The following is a 16,320-nucleotide window of genomic DNA, read 5'->3' as shown; positions in this document are numbered from 1 at the left end:
CCGCCATCGCGAGCAAGCTTTGCTCCCACCAGGCTCGCTCCCACATTGGTTTTGCGGTCAATCAGAATTTCAGGGTGGGTGCCTTGGCCGTCACTTCCACGCCTTGCTGGCCGCTCGGGCTGATCAGTTGTACCTGAATTTTCTGGGTGGCCGGGAAGGTTTTGAACAGGGTCGCCAGGTCCAGGTTTTTCAACGCGCCCGGGGTGGCGCAGGTGAACTGGTAGTGGGCATGGATTTCACTGTGTTCGCCGTGGTGTTCGTCGCCATGCTCATCTTCGTCGTGGTCATCGTGGTCCGGTTCATCGCCAAACAGCGGACTCTCCAGTTCCTGCTGAGCCACGGTGCATTTGGCGGCGGCGGGCAGGCTGAACAGCGCCAGCGGCTTGTCCAGTTGCGCACGCACGGCGGCGACCTTGGCCTTGTCGGCATCGCTGGTGGCGGCGTGTTCGAAGCCCACCAGGTTCATCGCCGGGCTTTCCAGCTCCAGTTCCAGGGTTTGGCCATCCAGGGCGGCATTCAGCCGGCCGACACCGTGTTCATGGGCGCCGAGGCTGCCGTGCTCGTGATCATGATCGTGGTCATGCTCGACCGCCGCATGGGCGACAGCCAAGGGCAGCAGGGCGAACGGCAGGGCGAGAAGCAGACGGCGCATGACGAGTCTCCAGATAAAATGAGTGTTCTGTTATGTAATCTTATAACGAAAGTGCGCAGAGTTTGACCGGCTGCTTGGCGTCGCGCAAGGCTCATGGGAGCATGGGCACATGAAATTTTCAGGAGCACGGTAATGTTGCGGATACGCGGAACCGTCGGTGATTGGCCGGTGGACTTGTCGATCGACATGGATGAGGGCGACTGGGCGCAGCTCGGCGCGCAGTTGCAAACGGTCAGGCCCGATAACACGGCGACGGCTGCGGCCAGGCCGGCCAACCAGGACGATGCCTTGTGGCAGATCGCCAGGGAATTGCTGCGCAAGGCCGGGCAACTGAGCGGTCCGGACCTGCTGGAACAGCTCGAAGGCCTGACCGGCAGCGCCCCGGCCGGCAAACGCCTGTTAGTGCGCTTGCGCCATAGTCCGGACGTGAAAGTCATCAGCGGCGGCGATACACCGCTCTACAGCTGGCACGCAGATTGAGCCGCAAGCCCCAAGCTGAAACGAATCGCCGCTTGCAGCTCGAAGCTTGCAGCTTGCAACGGCACCTCTAGTACAACGCCGCAAACAGCTTGCGGCGATAGGTCGTCACTAGCGGATGGTCGTTGCCCAGCAATTCGAAGACTTGCAGCAACGTCTTGTGGGGTAGGCCTTCGCTGTAGCTGCGGTTGCGGATGAACAGCTTGAGCAGCGCGTCGAGGGCCGGCTCGTACTGCTGGCGGGCCAATTGCTGGATTGCCAGTTGATACACCGCTTCGTCGTCCTGCGGATCTTTCGCCAGGCGGGCCTTGAGATCGGCGGCGTCCGGCAGATCCTTGGCCAGGCCGAGAAACTGGATCTGCGCCTTGGCCCCGGCCAGCGCGGCCTTGTGCTCGTCGCTTTTCACCGCGTCGAGCACGGTTTGTGCCTCAGTCAGCTCACCGCGCTCGGTCAGGCAGCGGGCATACAGGATCAGCGCCTTGGCGTTGGTATTGTCCTCCCCCAGCAGTGCAGTGAGCACGGCCTCGGCATCAGCGAAACGACCCTCGTCGAACAGCGCCTGGGCCTGTTCAAACGGGTCGGCGGCGGCCGGAGGCGGCATCTGTACATGGGGTTCGAGCATCGCCCGCACGGCGGACTCCGGCTGGGCCCCAGCGAAACCGTCGACGGGCTGGCCGTCCTTGAACAGCACCACGGTAGGCAAGCTGCGAATGCCGAAGCGGGCGACGATGTCCTGCTCGATGTCGCAGTTGACCTTGGCCAGCAGCAGTTCGCCTCGATAGCTCTCTGCAATGCCTTGCAGCATCGGCATCAACGCCTTGCACGGCGCGCACCACTCGGCCCAGAAATCCACCAGCACCGGTTTGTGAAAAGAGTTGGCGATCACCGACTGGTCGAAGTCGGCGGTGGTGGCGTCGAAGATGTACGGGGTGTCCTGGGTCATGGGGAATCTCGTAGAACGCTTGAATGGGGCAACTATACGGCTTGGTGGGGGGCGGCTGAAAGCGGGGGGGCGGTGCCTTATCGCGAGCAGGCTCGCTCCCACATGGGATTTGTGATGAACACACATTTTGTATTCGACACAAAACCCTGTGGGAGCGAGCTTGCTCGCGATGCTCTTGAGGCTAACGCCGCGCGTGGTACAGGCTCACATGCCGAAACTCCTCGGGCTCGGCCAGATCCGGCAAGGTCATGGCTTCGAGCATTTCGATGCGCCGGTACAGCGGATGCTGGAAATCCCGCACCCGGGAGTCGGCCACCAGGGCCTCGCGGCCGCGACTGAGGAACTGGTCGAGCAACGGCAGGTTGGCGCGGTCGTAAAGCACATCTGCGACCAGGATCAGGTCGAAGCGATCGTCCTCGGCGAAAAAATCCTCCGAGTACCCAAGCGTTACGTCATTGAGCAGGGCATTGGCCTGGCACGCAGCAAGCGCCAGAGGATCCAGATCACAGGCCACCACCTCCAGCGCCCCGGCCTTGAGCGCGGCAATACCCGCCACGCCGGAACCGGCGCCGAAGTCCAGCACTCGCTTGCCTGCGACCCAATGCGGCTGTTCGACCAGATAGCGTGCCATGGCCAGGCCGCTGGCCCAGCAGAAGCTCCAGTAAGGTGGTTCGTGGAGAATGCGCCGGGTTTCTTCCGGGCTGAACGCGCGGTCCATGTTATCGCCGTCGATCAGCCACAATTTCAGCTCAGTCTCAGGCAGCGGGCAAGCCACTAGGCGCGCGTCTCCAAGCAACTGGCCCAACGCGTGCTGCAGGTCTTGCGGTGAATTCATGGCGCTTTGACAAATTGCAGCGCGCCCAGCGCCTGGGTGGTCGGCTGGCTGATGCGTTGCTCCGGCAGATGCAGGATCAACTGGCCCGACTGGCTGGCGCGGCCGCGCAGTTCCACGCGGGCGCCAACCGGGAAGGCTTCGGGGTTGAAGCGCAGGCGAAAGGGCAGGGCCTGGTTGTTGCCGATCAGGCTGGAGCTGGCGAGCAATTGTTGCGGACGATCCTTGTCATCGATCACCAGCAGCGCCAGTTCGACCTCGGCCCCGGCCGGTATCCCTTGCAGGGTGCCGCTCAACTCCCGCTGGTGCGCCGGTAGCGGCCCCAGTTCAGCGGCCTGGCGGGCTTTTTCCTGGGCCTGTTTCGGCGCAGGGGTCTTGGCCGGGGCGGGGGCATCGGGTTTGGGGGCGTCGCTGCTGCACGCCATCAGCAGGCTGAATAGACTGAGCAAAACGAGCGATCGTAGCGGCATGTGTGGCTCCAGCAAGGTAAATTCCAGGGGGCTGACGGTAACCCCGTCTGTATACCGTAAACCCTATGGCTTGTCTTGCCAGTGGGATGCGCTACCATGGCCCTCCCTTTTTTTGTTGCCTGCCACCATGCACTGTCCCTTCTGCGGTGCCAACGACACCAAGGTCATCGACTCGCGACTGGTCGCCGAGGGCGAACAGGTCCGCCGCCGGCGCGAATGCCTGGCCTGCGGCGAGCGTTTCACGACGTTCGAGACCGCTGAACTGGTGTTGCCGCGCCTGATCAAGACCGACGGCAGCCGTCAGCCGTTCGACGAAGACAAACTGCGCGCTGGCATGCAGCGCGCCCTGGAAAAACGCCCGGTGAGCGTCGAGCGCCTGGAAGCGGCGCTGGTGCACATCAAGCACAAGCTGCGGGCCACTGGCGAACGCGAGGTCAAATCCCTGGTGGTCGGTGAACTGGTGATGGCCGAGCTGCAGAAGCTCGATGAAGTCGCCTACATCCGTTTCGCCTCGGTCTATCGCCGTTTCCAGGACTTGAACGAATTTCGCGAAGAAATCGACCGCCTGGCCCGCGAACCGGTGAAAGAATGACCAGCCCGGCGCAGCAGGCGGTCCTCGACGCCCAACACATGGCCCGTGCCCTGGAATTGGCGCGGCGCGGTCACTACACCACGCATCCCAATCCCCGGGTAGGTTGCGTGATCGTGCGTGACGGTCAGGTTGTCGGCGAAGGCTGGCACATTCGCACCGGCGAACCCCATGCCGAAGTCCATGCCCTGCGCGCCGCCGGTGAACAGGCTCGGGGCGCCACGGCTTACGTGACCCTCGAACCCTGCAGCCATCACGGGCATACGCCGCCCTGTGCCGATGCGTTGGTCAATGCCGGCGTGGCGCGGGTGGTGGCGGCGATGCAGGACCCGAACCCGGAAGTCGCCGGGCGCGGCCTGCAGCGGCTGGCCCAGGCCGGTATCGCCACCGAAAGCGGCGTGCTGGAAGGCGAAGCCCGCAAGCTCAATGAAGGTTTTCTCAAGCGCATGGAACACGGCTTGCCGTTCGTGCGGGTCAAGCTCGCCATGAGCCTCGATGGCCGCACCGCCATGGAAAGCGGCGAAAGCCAGTGGATCACCGGCCCGGCTGCACGTTCGGCGGTGCAACGCCTGCGCGCCCAGGCCAGTGTGGTGCTGACCGGCGCCGATACGGTGCTGGCCGACAACGCCCGGCTGACCGTGCGCGCCGATGAACTGGGCCTGGATGCGCAGCAGACCGCGCTGATCATGAGTCGTCCGCCGTTGCGGGTACTGGTGGACGGTCGTCTGCGCGTGCCGCTGGACGCACCTTTCTTTAAGGCCGGCCCGGCGCTGGTCGCTACCTGCATGGCGGTGGAAGAACAATACGCCAATGGCCCAGAATGCATGATCGTGGCGGGCGACGATGGCCAGGTCGATCTGCGTCGCCTGCTGATGGAGCTGGCGGGCCGCGGCGTCAATGAAGTGCTGGTGGAAGCCGGCCCACGCCTGGCGGGGGCTTTTGCCCGGCAAGGATTGGTGGATGAGTTCCAGATTTTCATCGCCGGCAAGTTCCTCGGCTCTTCGGCACGACCGTTACTGGATTGGCCGCTGGCGCAGATGAAAGATGCCCCGGAGCTGAAAATCACCGAAATCCGTGCCGTGGGCGATGACTGGCGAGTCATCGCCGTTCCCGTTTCGCAGGCCCGCGTATAATTCCCGGCTTTCGCTCAAGCGGCGGCCCGTTCTCGAGGAGGACTCCATGTTTACCGGCATCATCGAATCCATCGGCAGCATCCGTGCACTGACCCCCAAGGGCGGCGACGTGCGGGTTCATGTCGAAACCGGCAAGCTCGACCTGAGCGACGTCAAACTGGGCGACAGCATCGCGGTAAACGGCGTGTGCCTGACCGCCGTCGAACTGCCGGGCAATGGTTTCCTGGCGGACGTCAGCCGCGAAACCCTCGACTGCACCGCCATGAACGATCTCAAGAGCGGCAGCCCGGTCAACCTGGAAAAAGCCCTGACCCCTACCACCCGCCTGGGCGGACATCTGGTCAGTGGCCATGTCGACGGCGTGGGTGAAGTGGTTGCGCGCAGCGATAACGCCCGGGCCGTGGAGTTTCGCATCCGCGCCCCGAAAGAGCTGGCCAAGTACATCGCCCATAAAGGCTCGATCACCGTCGATGGCACCAGCCTGACGGTCAATGCGGTGGATGGCGCCGAGTTCCTGCTGACCATCATTCCGCACACCTTGAGCGAAACCATCATGGCCTCGTATCGGCCCGGTCGCCGGGTCAACCTGGAGGTTGACCTGCTGGCCCGTTACCTGGAGCGCCTGCTGTTGGGTGACAAGGCAGCAACGCCTGCAGCCGGTAACATCACTGAAAGCTTTCTGGCCGCCAACGGCTACCTCAAATCCTGACCCAAGGGGGTGCCGCGTGGCGCTCAATAGCATCGAAGAACTGGTTGAAGACATCCGCCAAGGCAAGATGGTCATCCTCATGGATGACGAAGACCGCGAGAACGAAGGCGACCTGATCATGGCCGCCGAGTGCTGCAAGGCCGAACACATCAACTTCATGGCCAAGCACGCCCGTGGCCTGATCTGCATGCCCATGACCCGCGAGCGCTGCGAGCTCTTGAAGCTGCCATTGATGGCGCCGCGCAACGGTTCCGGCTTCGGCACCAAGTTCACCGTGTCCATCGAGGCCGCCGAGGGCGTGACCACCGGGATCTCCGCCGCTGACCGTGCTCGCACTGTGCAGGCTGCCGCCGCGAAAGACGCTAAGGCCGAAGACATTGTCAGCCCCGGCCACATCTTCCCGCTGATGGCCCAGGCCGGCGGCACCCTGGCCCGTGCCGGCCACACCGAAGCGGCGTGCGACCTGGCGCGCATGGCTGGTTTCGAAGCCAGCGGCGTGATCTGCGAAGTCATGAACGACGACGGCACCATGTCCCGTCGCGCGGAACTGGAAGCCTTTGCCGCCGAACACAACATCAAGATCGGCACCATCGCCGACCTGATCCACTACCGGATGATCCACGAACGTACCGTTCAGCGGATTGCCGAGCAGCCGCTGGACAGCGAACTGGGCCAGTTCAACCTGGTGACCTACCGCGACTCGGTGGAAGGTGACGTGCACATGGCGCTGACCCTGGGCACCGTGTGCGCCGAAGAACCGACCCTGGTGCGCGTGCATAACATGGACCCGCTGCGCGACCTGCTGATGGTCAAGCAGCCCGGCCGCTGGAGCCTGCGGGCCGCCATGGCCGCGGTGGCCGAGGCCGGCAGCGGCGTGGTCCTGCTGCTCGGACACCCGCTCGATGGCGACGTGTTGCTGGCGCACATCCGTGAAACCGGCGATAACACCATCGTGAAAAAACCGACCACCTACAGCATCGTCGGCGCCGGTTCGCAGATCCTGCGGGACCTGGGCGTACGAAAAATGCGCCTGATGAGCGCACCGATGAAATTTAATGCGATATCCGGTTTCGACCTGGAAGTTGTAGAATACGTGCCCTCCGAATAATGGCCCGGGATTTCCGGCTCAGTATTCGCGGCTAATATCACTAAGGAGCGCGTATTCGAACGCGCTCTGGCTCTTTAAGAGATCTGACGAATGACCCTGAAGACCATCGAAGGTACCTTCATCGCCCCTCAAGGCCGCTACGCTCTGGTAGTGGGCCGTTTCAACAGCTTCGTGGTTGAGAGCCTGGTTGGCGGTGCGGTCGATGCCCTGGTTCGCCATGGCGTGAGCGAAAGCGACATCACCATCATCCGTGCGCCTGGCGCCTTCGAAATTCCGCTGGTTGCGCAGAAAGTCGCTCAAAAGGGCGAATATGCGGCGATCATCGCCCTGGGCGCGGTCATTCGTGGCGGTACTCCGCACTTCGAATACGTGGCCGGCGAATGCACCAAGGGCCTGGCCCAGGTGTCCATGGAATTCGGCGTGCCGGTCGCCTTCGGCGTGCTGACCGTTGATTCCATCGAGCAAGCCATTGAACGTTCCGGCACCAAGGCCGGTAACAAAGGCGCCGAAGCTGCCCTGTCCGCCCTGGAAATGGTCAGCCTGCTGGCGCAGTTGGAGGCCAAGTGATTAGCGACGAAAGCGATCGTTTCAACCCGCGCGATCCCAAGCCAGCCGATGCCGGCAAGCCTTCGAAGAGCGTCAAGCGTCGCGAAGCCCGTCAGCTCGCGACCCAGGCGCTGTATCAATGGCACATGGCCAAGCAATCGCTGAACGAGATCGAAGCGCAGTTTCGGGTCGACAACGATTTCAGTGACGTTGATGGCGCGTATTTCCGCGAGATCCTGCATGGCGTCCCGGCCCACAAGACCGAAATCGACATTGCCCTGGCTCCTTGCCTGGACCTGACCATCGAAGAGCTGGACCCGGTTGAACTGGCCGTGTTGCGCTTGTCCACCTGGGAGCTGATGCAGCGCGTCGACGTTCCTTACCGCGTAGTGATCAACGAAGGGATCGAGCTGGCGAAAGTCTTCGGGTCCACCGATGGGCACAAGTTCGTCAACGGTGTACTCGACAAGCTGGCCCCGCGTCTGCGTGAAGCTGAAGTGAAGGCGTTCAAGCGCTGACCGGCGTTTGCAGCGACTATGGGCGAATTTGAGCTGATCCGTCATTACTTCGCCGCCGCGTCTTGCGCGCAGGGCGGCGAGGGCGTTGCGCTGGGGATCGGCGACGACTGCGCCTTGCTGGCCGTTCCACCCGGGGAGCAGTTGGCGGTGTCCACCGATACCCTTGTGGCCGGTGTGCATTTTCCAGACCCTTGCGACCCGTTCCTGCTCGGCCAGCGCTCGCTGGCCGTGGCGGTCAGTGACCTGGCCGCCATGGGCGCTACTCCTTTTGCATTTACCCTGGCCCTGACCTTGCCGACGGTGACCGCCGATTGGTTGCAAGCCTATGCCCGTGGTTTGAACCAGATGGCCCAGGCGTGTGATGTCGCGCTGGTGGGCGGTGACACGACGCGTGGGCCGTTGAGCATGACCCTGACGGTGTTCGGTCGCGTGCCGTGCGGCCAGGCTCTGACTCGCGGCGGCGCGCAGCCCGGTGATTGGCTATGTGTCGGTGGCGAGTTGGGCAATGGCGCTGGCGCATTGCCGCTCGTGCTGGGGCAGCGCACCGCCGAACCTGATATCGCCGAGCCGCTGCTGGCGCATTATTGGTCGCCACGCCCGCAAATCGACCTCGGCCTGGCGCTGCGGGGCAAGGCTGGCGCGGCGATGGATATCTCTGATGGCCTGCTCGCCGATTGCGGGCATATCGCCCTGGCGTCAGGTGTGGCGTTACACGTTGAACGTGACCGCCTGCCATTGTCCAAGGCTTTGGTAGCGTTCCTGGGCCGAGCGAATGCCGCGCACGCCGCGTTGAGCGGTGGTGACGATTACGTGTTGCTATTCACCTTGCCATCTGTCCGACTGATGGCGTTGCAGGCCGAGGGCTGGCCGATCCATGTGATCGGTCGCGTGGTGGCCGGGCAAGGTGTTGCGCTGCTCGACAGCGATGGACACGACATCACCCCGCAAATCCGGGGCTATCAACATTTTCGGGAGACACCGTGACAGATCATCCCAACCAGGTCCCGGCGGAATTCGTTCCGCCCTCGGTCTGGCGTAATCCCTGGCATTTCCTCGCGTTCGGCTTCGGTTCGGGCACTTTACCTAAAGCTCCGGGCACCTGGGGCTCGCTGGTTGCGCTACCCTTTATACCGTTGTGGCAGATGTTGCCGGACTGGGGCTACTGGCTGATGCTCGGCATCACCATGCTGTTCGGCTTCTGGCTGTGCGGCAAGGTGGCGGATGACCTGCGGGTGCACGATCATGAGGGCATCGTCTGGGACGAAATGGTCGGCATGTGGATTACCCTGTGGCTGGTGCCGGAAGGATGGTATTGGCTGTTGGCGGGTTTTCTGATGTTCCGCTTCTTCGATATCCTCAAGCCATGGCCGATCCGCTGGATCGACCGCAAGGTGCATGGAGGCGTAGGCATCATGCTTGACGATGTATTGGCCGGTGTCTTCGCCTGGCTGGCGATGCAAGGATTGGTGTGGTGTTTCTCCTGAGGGATTCAGGCATGGGCGCAAGCCGCGCACTCTTACTGCTGTTGTGTCTGGTGGGCTGCTTCGGCGCGCGGGCGGCCGAGCCGACGGCGCTGCCCGACAAGGTGCGCGCGGCCAGCGAGGAATGGGCGGATTACTCCCAGGCTGATGGCAAGGGCATGGCGTGGGACATCTTGCGTGAAGTGTTCGAGCCCGCAGGCGTGAGGCTGGAAACCCGCAGCGTGCCGTACACCCGTTCAATCGGGCTGGTGCAGCGCGGTGAGGTCGATGTGCAGGTGGGCGCTTATCTCGATGAGTCGGAGGGGGTGCTTTATCCTCAATGGCACTACGATGTAGATCACATCTACGCCTTGGGGCTGGCCTCCAAACCGTCTCCTACATTGGCAACGGTCGGCAACTATCGGCTGGTGTGGATGCGTGGCTACGAATACGACAGCTACCTGCCTAACATCCGCAAATTCAACGAAATTCACCGTGCTGTGGGCATCCTGCCGATGCTGGTCCATGATCGCGCCGATTTTTATATCGATGCGTTGATGGAAATCGAGAACTTGCTTGCCAAGGCCGAGAATCCACAGCAATTCAAACTTTCGCCGCTGATCAATCTGCCGCTCTATCTGGGGTTTGCCAACACCGAAAACGGTCGGGTGCTACGGGGCCTGTTTGACCGGCGTATGGCTGAGCTGGTGAAGAACGGTCGACTGAAGCCGATTTTTGCACGCTGGAAACAACCCTATCCCTTCGACGAGCACGGCAGGCCACCAAAGCCGTAATCAATCTTTTCGATGTTTATGGCCGATAATTCAGCCTGAGCGTCGGTCGGGACGTGCTGTTACAATGCCCGCCTCTGCGAATCTCCAGTAATAGATCAGGAGCACACCGGTGCCTGTCGTTTTTGTTGCCGCTTCCAAGCTGCCAACGCCTTTTGCGCAATTCACCATGCATGGTTTTCTCGATGAAGCCACTGGCCGCGAGCACGTCGTGCTGAGCCTGGGTGATTTCGCCGACGGTGCCCCGGTACTGGGCCGCCTGCACTCTGAATGCCTGACGGGCGATGCCTTGTTCAGCCAGCGCTGTGATTGCGGCTCGCAACTTGAGGCCGCGCTGCGGGCCATTGCCCGCGAAGGGCGTGGCGTGCTGCTTTACTTGCGCCAGGAAGGCCGCGGCATTGGCCTGCTGAACAAGATTCGCGCCTATGAGCTGCAAGATGGCGGCGCCGACACGGTCGAAGCCAACGAGCGCCTGGGGTTTGCGGCCGACCTGCGTGACTACAGCATCTGCCTGCCGATGCTCGAACATCTGGGCGTCAAGTCGTTGCGCTTGATGACCAACAACCCGCGCAAGGTCAAGGCGATGTCCGATATGGGCATCGTGGTGGCCGAGCGCGTGCCACTGCACACCGGGCACAACCCCCACAATAAGCTTTACCTGGCGACCAAGGCCAGCAAGCTCGATCACATGATGGGCAACGAGCACCAGGGCGAGGTTGATCGGGCGTGACGCGCGGTCAGGTTCGGCGGCGACTGTCTGTCAGTTGGTGGCAATACCTGGCGCTGGCCTTGCTGCCGCTGTTCGTGATCAACGCGGTATTCGGCCAGGGCGAAGCGATTCTGCCGGTGCTGGCGATGCCGCTGTTTATCGCTGGCGTGGCCTCCATGTTCGTCAGCCTGCGCTTCTTTGGCGCTTACAAACACGCTTTGATCGCCACCCAAAAAGCCCTCGACACCCCCGAAGAGCCTCAAGCCTGGATCGCCTTGGCGGCCCGGCGGCGTGTGGCCTTTCTCGCTGCTGGCCTGCCGGCCTGGATCGGCGCCCTGGCGGTGTTCGTGGGCCTGGAAGCGGTGCCGTTGATGCTGCTGGCATTGTCCACGACGGTCTTGTTCTACCTGTATCGCATCCCGCGTCAGCTCGGTTGATGATCCGCTGGCTGGCGGTCCTGCTGTTGGCCGTCAGCGCCTCGACGGTGGCGGCCCAGCGTGTGGTCAGCCTGGCTCCGTCCCTGTCTGAAATCGTGGTTGAACTGGACTCCGCCGATCTGCTGGTGGGCGTGTTGGATGGCGGCGATCGGCCCTTGGCGTTGAAAGACCTGCCTTCTGTGGGGCGTTATGGGCAATTGGACATGGAGCGCTTGCTCAGTCTCAGGCCCGATCTACTCCTGCTCTGGCCCGGCAGCGTCGGCAACGCCCAACGCCAGCAGCTCAAGGGATTGAAGATTCCTGTCTACGTCGCCGAACCCCACAGTCTCGACCAGCTCATCACCCAAATCGAAGCCATCGCCACGCAACTCGGCCGCCCGGAACGGGGCGTGGAGCGAGCGGCGCAGTTGCGCGGGCGTCTTGAGGCGTTGCGTCAGCGCTACCGGCGCGACACGCCGTTGCCGGTGTTCTATCAGGTCTGGGACCGGCCGCTGTACACCGTTGGCGGCGAGCAGATCATCAGTGATGCGCTGGCGGTTTGCGGGGCACGCAATGTGTTTGCCGACCTGACCCTGCCGGCGCCGCAGGTGAGTGTGGAGTCAGTGTTGCAGCGCAATCCGCAGATCATCCTGGCCACGGACCAGGCCCAGCTCGACGCCTGGAAAGCCTGGCCGCAGCTGGCGGCGGTGGCGCAGGGGCGGCTGCTGTTAGTCAGTGACAAGGGGCTGGAACGGCCCAGTGGGCAGATGATCGAAGCGACGGCGCGGTTGTGCGGGCTAATTGCGCCGGACAGATAAATCGCGGGACTGACCTCATCGCGAGCAGGCTCGCTCCCACAGGGATTTGTGGTGCCGCTGATTTTGTATTCGCATCGGATCAAATTGTGGGAGCGAGCCTGCTCGCGATGAGGTCAGTCCCGGCACCACAATCTCTGGATCAGAGCGCCGGTGTCCAGGTCACCCCAAACAACCAGGCCCGGCCCTCCTCACGATACCCATACTGCCCACCTTCATGGCTATACAGCGCCCGGCTGTAACCCTTGTTCAGCAGGTTATCGACCTTCATCTCCAGCTTCACCTCGCGGTTCAACGTCCAACTGCCGCGCAACCCGAGCAGGGCATATCCGCCCAGGGCATTGCGGTTGTTCTCATCGTCGTAGCTGCTGCTCACCGCTTGCCAGCTGGCGCCCAGGCTCAAGCGGTCAAATTGGCGATCCAGGTCCAGGCTCAAGGTCCGGCGGGCGCGGCGGGCCAGGGTGTGGCCGCTGTCGCGGTCCCGTGGGTCGATGATGGCCAGGCCCAAATTGCCCTGCCAGCCGAATAACTCTTGGCTCAGGGCTGCTTCGAAACCGTTGATTCGTGCCGAGGCGACGTTTTGTGGGCGTGAATTGCTGCCGAAAATAATCGCGTCTTCCAGGTCCGTGCGGTACAGCGAAGTCTCCAGGCGGGCGCTGTCGCTCAGTTGGCTGCGCCATTGCAGTTCGTAGCTTTTGGCGGTTTCGGGTTCAAGGTCCGGGTTACTGAAGTCCGGGTAGTACAGGTCGTTGAAGGTCGGTGCGCGGAAGCTTTCGCTGTAGGTCAGCAGTACATCATTGTCCGGATTCACCGGCAGGGTGAACGTGCCGCTCCAACTATTCTGGGCGCCGAATTGCTGGTTCTGATCGCGGCGCACGCCCAGTTCGGTGGAGAACGTTTCGCCCCGGAAACGATGCTGGATAAACGCCGCACGGTTCCAGCGGCTGTCTTCGTCATACGGCGTGCTGCTGTTGATCCGGTCTTCGTACCAATCACCACCGACGATCAGGCTGTTGCGATCGTCCAGCGTTACATCGTTCTGCCAGGTCAGCGAGTCGCGGTAGGTGTTGAACACTTCCCGGACATCGCTGAGCTTGTCGAAGGTTTTTTCACGGTTTTCGCTGTGGCCCAGTTCCAGGCGCGATTTCCACGCGTCGTTTATGCGCCCATCGACATAAGTGCTGAAACTGCTCACCGCAAATTCACTGTAGGGCTGCTGGGGCAACGACTCGAAGGTGTTCGGGTCGAAGCGGCCGAACGGGTTGTCGTATTCGCTTTTGCCGCGGCTATCCAGCAGGTTCAGGCCCACTTCCAGGTCAGCGTTGAGCTCATGACTCAAGCTCAGGCTCAAGGACTGGTTGCGGTTGGCATCAAGGTCTCGGTCGCTGGCGTAGGACTCATGAGTGCGATTGGTCCCATCGCTTTCATCCAGGCTGGCGCCGAGGCTGAAGCGTGTTCGATCATCACCGCCGGACAGGCCCAGGCTGCGCTCCCAGGTCTGGTGGCTGCCGAAACCCAGGTGCAAGCGCGGTTGCAGGCCTTGTTCGTTGCCGCGACGGGTGAAGATCTGGATCACCCCGCCCACCGCGTCGGCGCCGTAGATCACTGAGCGCGAACCGCGCAGCACTTCCACCCGTTCGATCTGGTTGATGTTCAGGCGTTGCAAGTTGCTGTCGCCGGAGGTGGAGTTGCCGATGCGCTGGCCGTCCACCAGCACCAGGCTCTGGGCCGATTTGGTGCCGCGAATGTAAATTCCCGGCAGGCTGCCACGCCCGCCCAGCGGCGCCACCTGAACCCCCGGCACACGGCTGAGCAGGTCGGTCACGCTGGCCGGTTGCAGGCGTTCGATGTCGTCACGGGTGAATACCGTGTTGGCGGCGCTACTGTCGTTGCGGGCCTCGACCTGGCGGTTGGCGCTGATGACCACGTCGGGGAGCTTGAGGGCCTGATCGCGTTCGAAGGTGTCGGCCAGCAGCTCGGTGGTTGGTAGCAGTGAGAAGGTCAGGGCGAGGCGCAGTTTCATGGGTGTTCCGAGAAATATGGCTCCACGCATACCCCTGTGGGAGCGCGCCTGCTCGCGATAGCGGTGCGTCAGTCAATATAGATGTCGACTGGTCTTACGCCATCGCGAGCAGGCTCGCTCCCACAAGGGATTTGTGTGGTCTGAAGATTTACCGACCCAACAGCTGCAACCGCTGGCGCACGGCCGCTTCGATCCCGGCCTCGTCCAGACCGCATTCAGCCAGCATCTGCGCCGGTTTGGCGTGTTCGACGTAGATGTCCGGCAGGCCCAGGTGCAGCACCGACTTGAGGATGTTTTCCCGGGCCAGGAACTCGCTGACCGCCGCTCCGGCGCCGCCCATGATGGCGTTTTCCTCGACGGTCACCAGCAGTTCGTGACTGCCGGCCAACTCGCGCACCAGGGTTTCGTCCAGGGGTTTGACGAAGCGCATGTCCACCACGGTGGCGTCCAGGGTTTCGGCGACCTTCAAGGCCTCGGCCAGTTGCACGCCAAACACCAGCAGGGCGGTCTGCTTGCCCTGGCGGCGAATCACGCCCTTGCCGATTTCGATCGGCTCAAGATCAGCTTCAATGGTCGAATTCGGGCCGCTGCCGCGAGGGTAGCGCACCGCCGCCGGGCCATTGAACAGGTGACCGGTGGTGAGCATTTTGCGCAACTCGTTTTCATCGCTCGGCGTCATCAGCAGCATGCCGGGGATGCAGCGCAGGAACGAAAGATCGAAGCTGCCGGCGTGGGTCGGGCCGTCTTCGCCCACCAAGCCTGCACGGTCGATGGCGAACAGCACATCGAGGTTCTGCACCGCGACGTCATGAACAAGCTGGTCGTAGCCGCGTTGCAGGAAGGTCGAATAAATCGCCACCACCGGTTTTGCGCCTTCACACGCCATGCCGGCGGCGAGGGTGACAGCGTGCTGCTCGGCAATCGCCACGTCGAAGTAGCGCTGCGGGTAGCGTTCGCTGAAGGCCACCAGGTCCGAGCCTTCCTTCATCGCCGGGGTAATGCCCACCAGGCGCGGGTCGGCGGCGGCCATGTCGCACAGCCATTGGCCGAACACGGCGGAATACTTTGGTCCGCTGGCCTTCTTCGGGGCGCTGGCCGGGGCGTCCACCGGCTCAAGCTTGGTGATGGCGTGGTAACCGATCGGGTCGACTTCCGCCGGGGCGAAGCCTTTGCCTTTCTTGGTGACCACATGCAGGAACTGTGGGCCTTTGAGATCGCGCATGTTGCGCAGGGTGGCGATCAGAGTGGGCAGGTCATGGCCGTCGATGGGGCCGATGTAGTTCCAGCCCAGCTCCTCGAACAGCGTACCGGGCACCAGCATGCCCTTGGCGTATTCCTCGGTGCGGCGGGCGATTTCCCAGGCGCCTGGCAGGCGTGAGAGCACCTTTTTACTGCCTTCACGCATGCTGGCGTAGGTGCGGCTGGAAAGAATCTTCGCCAGGTAGTTGGACAACCCGCCGACGTTGCGCGAGATCGACATGTCGTTGTCGTTGAGGATCACCAGCATGTTGGCGTTGACTTCCGGCGCGTGGTTCAGCGCCTCGAAAGCCATGCCTGCCGTCAGTGCACCATCGCCGATCACGGCAATCGCCTTGCGCTCGCTGTCTTGCAGACGGGCGGCAATCGCCATGCCCAGGGCGGCGCTGATGGAGGTGCTGGAATGGCCGACACCAAAGGTGTCGTACTCGCTCTCGGAGCGCCGGGGGAACGCTGCCACGCCGTCCTTCTGGCGCAGCGTGCCCATGCGCTCGCGACGGCCAGTGAGGATTTTGTGCGGATAGGCCTGATGACCGACGTCCCACACCAGCCGGTCGTCCGGGGTGTCGAATACGTAATGCAGCGCGATCGTCAGCTCGATGACGCCAAGGCCGGCGCCAAAGTGGCCACCGGTCTGGCCGACCGTGTAGAGCAGCTCCAGGCGCAACTCATCGGCCAGGGTTTCCAGCTCGGCTTCACCCAGGCGACGCAAGCCGTCCGGCGTGTTGGCGCGGTCCAGCAGCGGCGTGGTCGGGCGTTTGCGGGGAATCTCTTGAAACGTCGTGGGCATCAGGCGAATCGTTATAGGTATAGAAAGAGGCGGCAGTTTACCTTATGCATCGCAAGCTGCCCACGCGTAGGCCGGAACTTGG

At 62.8% G+C, this 16,320-nt stretch carries 19 protein-coding genes; 13 read left to right on the top strand and 6 right to left on the bottom strand.

Translation table 11 applies throughout. The features are described from left to right. Nucleotides 1-61 precede the first annotated feature (61 nt). A complete protein-coding gene (locus MKS85_RS19935; protein ID WP_047229751.1) occupies nt 62-652 on the bottom strand; it encodes a DUF2796 domain-containing protein in 591 nt (196 codons plus the stop codon). Between the two features lie 132 nt (nt 653-784). On the opposite strand from MKS85_RS19935, the gene MKS85_RS19930 reads away from it, so the two are divergent. Continuing rightward, entirely contained in the window at nt 785-1,132 is a 348-nt protein-coding gene (locus MKS85_RS19930) for a hypothetical protein (RefSeq protein WP_047229750.1), read from the top strand. 67 nt (nt 1,133-1,199) lie between these two features. Here MKS85_RS19930 and trxA read toward each other — a convergent pair whose 3' ends face one another. From trxA to MKS85_RS19915, 3 genes are all read right to left on the bottom strand, one after another. After that, nucleotides 1,200-2,072: a thioredoxin gene (gene trxA, locus MKS85_RS19925; protein WP_047229749.1), complete on the bottom strand. Its 873-nt coding sequence runs from the start codon at nt 2,070-2,072 to the stop codon at nt 1,200-1,202. A 181-nt stretch (nt 2,073-2,253) separates the two neighbouring features. Continuing rightward, nucleotides 2,254-2,907 (bottom strand): methyltransferase, encoded by a 654-nt coding sequence (locus MKS85_RS19920; RefSeq protein ID WP_076383455.1) that lies wholly within the window; start codon nt 2,905-2,907, stop codon nt 2,254-2,256. Next, nucleotides 2,904-3,374 (bottom strand): YbaY family lipoprotein, encoded by a 471-nt coding sequence (locus tag MKS85_RS19915; RefSeq protein WP_047229747.1) that lies wholly within the window; start codon nt 3,372-3,374, stop codon nt 2,904-2,906. The genes MKS85_RS19920 and MKS85_RS19915 overlap by 4 nt, the downstream gene beginning before the upstream one ends. A gap of 127 nt (nt 3,375-3,501) precedes the next feature. On the opposite strand from MKS85_RS19915, the gene nrdR reads away from it, so the two are divergent. From nrdR to MKS85_RS19855, 12 genes are all read left to right on the top strand, one after another. Next, nucleotides 3,502-3,966: a transcriptional regulator NrdR gene (nrdR, locus tag MKS85_RS19910; RefSeq protein ID WP_024778359.1), complete on the top strand. Its 465-nt coding sequence runs from the start codon at nt 3,502-3,504 to the stop codon at nt 3,964-3,966. Continuing rightward, a complete protein-coding gene (gene ribD / locus MKS85_RS19905; RefSeq protein ID WP_047229746.1) occupies nt 3,963-5,096 on the top strand; it encodes a bifunctional diaminohydroxyphosphoribosylaminopyrimidine deaminase/5-amino-6-(5-phosphoribosylamino)uracil reductase RibD in 1,134 nt (377 codons plus the stop codon). The genes nrdR and ribD overlap by 4 nt, the downstream gene beginning before the upstream one ends. A 46-nt stretch (nt 5,097-5,142) precedes the next feature. Further along, a complete protein-coding gene (locus tag MKS85_RS19900) occupies nt 5,143-5,805 on the top strand; it encodes a riboflavin synthase (protein ID WP_047229745.1) in 663 nt (220 codons plus the stop codon). A 16-nt stretch (nt 5,806-5,821) separates the two neighbouring features. Then, nucleotides 5,822-6,913, top strand: coding sequence for a bifunctional 3,4-dihydroxy-2-butanone-4-phosphate synthase/GTP cyclohydrolase II (ribBA, locus tag MKS85_RS19895; protein WP_076383459.1), 1,092 nt, complete (start codon nt 5,822-5,824; stop codon nt 6,911-6,913). Nucleotides 6,914-7,003: 90 nt separating this feature from the next. After that, nucleotides 7,004-7,480, top strand: coding sequence for a 6,7-dimethyl-8-ribityllumazine synthase (gene ribE, locus MKS85_RS19890; RefSeq protein ID WP_047229743.1), 477 nt, complete (start codon nt 7,004-7,006; stop codon nt 7,478-7,480). Then, complete coding sequence (gene nusB, locus MKS85_RS19885; RefSeq protein ID WP_047229742.1) at nt 7,477-7,977, top strand: transcription antitermination factor NusB; 501 nt, start codon at nt 7,477-7,479, stop codon at nt 7,975-7,977. Before ribE ends, nusB begins: the two co-directional genes overlap by 4 nt. Nucleotides 7,978-7,995: 18 nt before the next feature. Continuing rightward, entirely contained in the window at nt 7,996-8,961 is a 966-nt protein-coding gene (gene thiL / locus MKS85_RS19880; protein WP_047229741.1) for a thiamine-phosphate kinase, read from the top strand. Then, complete coding sequence (locus tag MKS85_RS19875; RefSeq protein WP_047229740.1) at nt 8,958-9,461, top strand: phosphatidylglycerophosphatase A; 504 nt, start codon at nt 8,958-8,960, stop codon at nt 9,459-9,461. The genes thiL and MKS85_RS19875 overlap by 4 nt, the downstream gene beginning before the upstream one ends. A gap of 11 nt (nt 9,462-9,472) precedes the next feature. Then, nucleotides 9,473-10,231: an ABC transporter substrate-binding protein gene (locus MKS85_RS19870; RefSeq protein ID WP_188251925.1), complete on the top strand. Its 759-nt coding sequence runs from the start codon at nt 9,473-9,475 to the stop codon at nt 10,229-10,231. 109 nt (nt 10,232-10,340) lie between these two features. After that, nucleotides 10,341-10,958, top strand: coding sequence for a GTP cyclohydrolase II (ribA, locus tag MKS85_RS19865; protein ID WP_047229738.1), 618 nt, complete (start codon nt 10,341-10,343; stop codon nt 10,956-10,958). Further along, on the top strand, nt 10,955-11,374 hold the full coding sequence (locus tag MKS85_RS19860) for a hypothetical protein (protein WP_047229737.1): 420 nt from the start codon (nt 10,955-10,957) through the stop codon (nt 11,372-11,374). Before ribA ends, MKS85_RS19860 begins: the two co-directional genes overlap by 4 nt. Then, nucleotides 11,374-12,171 carry a cobalamin-binding protein gene (locus MKS85_RS19855; RefSeq protein WP_188251926.1) on the top strand — a complete coding sequence of 266 codons (798 nt, stop codon included), beginning with the start codon at nt 11,374-11,376 and terminating at the stop codon, nt 12,169-12,171. The genes MKS85_RS19860 and MKS85_RS19855 overlap by 1 nt, the downstream gene beginning before the upstream one ends. A gap of 139 nt (nt 12,172-12,310) precedes the next feature. Here MKS85_RS19855 and MKS85_RS19850 read toward each other — a convergent pair whose 3' ends face one another. Further along, the gene (locus tag MKS85_RS19850) at nt 12,311-14,191 is read right to left on the bottom strand and encodes a TonB-dependent receptor domain-containing protein (protein ID WP_188251927.1); all 1,881 of its coding nucleotides are present in this window, start codon (nt 14,189-14,191) and stop codon (nt 12,311-12,313) included. A gap of 148 nt (nt 14,192-14,339) precedes the next feature. Next, nucleotides 14,340-16,238 carry a 1-deoxy-D-xylulose-5-phosphate synthase gene (gene dxs, locus MKS85_RS19845; RefSeq protein ID WP_188251928.1) on the bottom strand — a complete coding sequence of 633 codons (1,899 nt, stop codon included), beginning with the start codon at nt 16,236-16,238 and terminating at the stop codon, nt 14,340-14,342. Nucleotides 16,239-16,320: the final 82 nt, after the last annotated feature.

The sequence above is a fragment of the Pseudomonas sp. JL2 genome (assembly GCF_031570495.1).
In the GTDB taxonomy this organism is placed as follows: domain Bacteria; phylum Pseudomonadota; class Gammaproteobacteria; order Pseudomonadales; family Pseudomonadaceae; genus Aquipseudomonas; species Aquipseudomonas rhizophila.
This window is presented reverse-complemented; position numbering and strand designations above follow the sequence as displayed.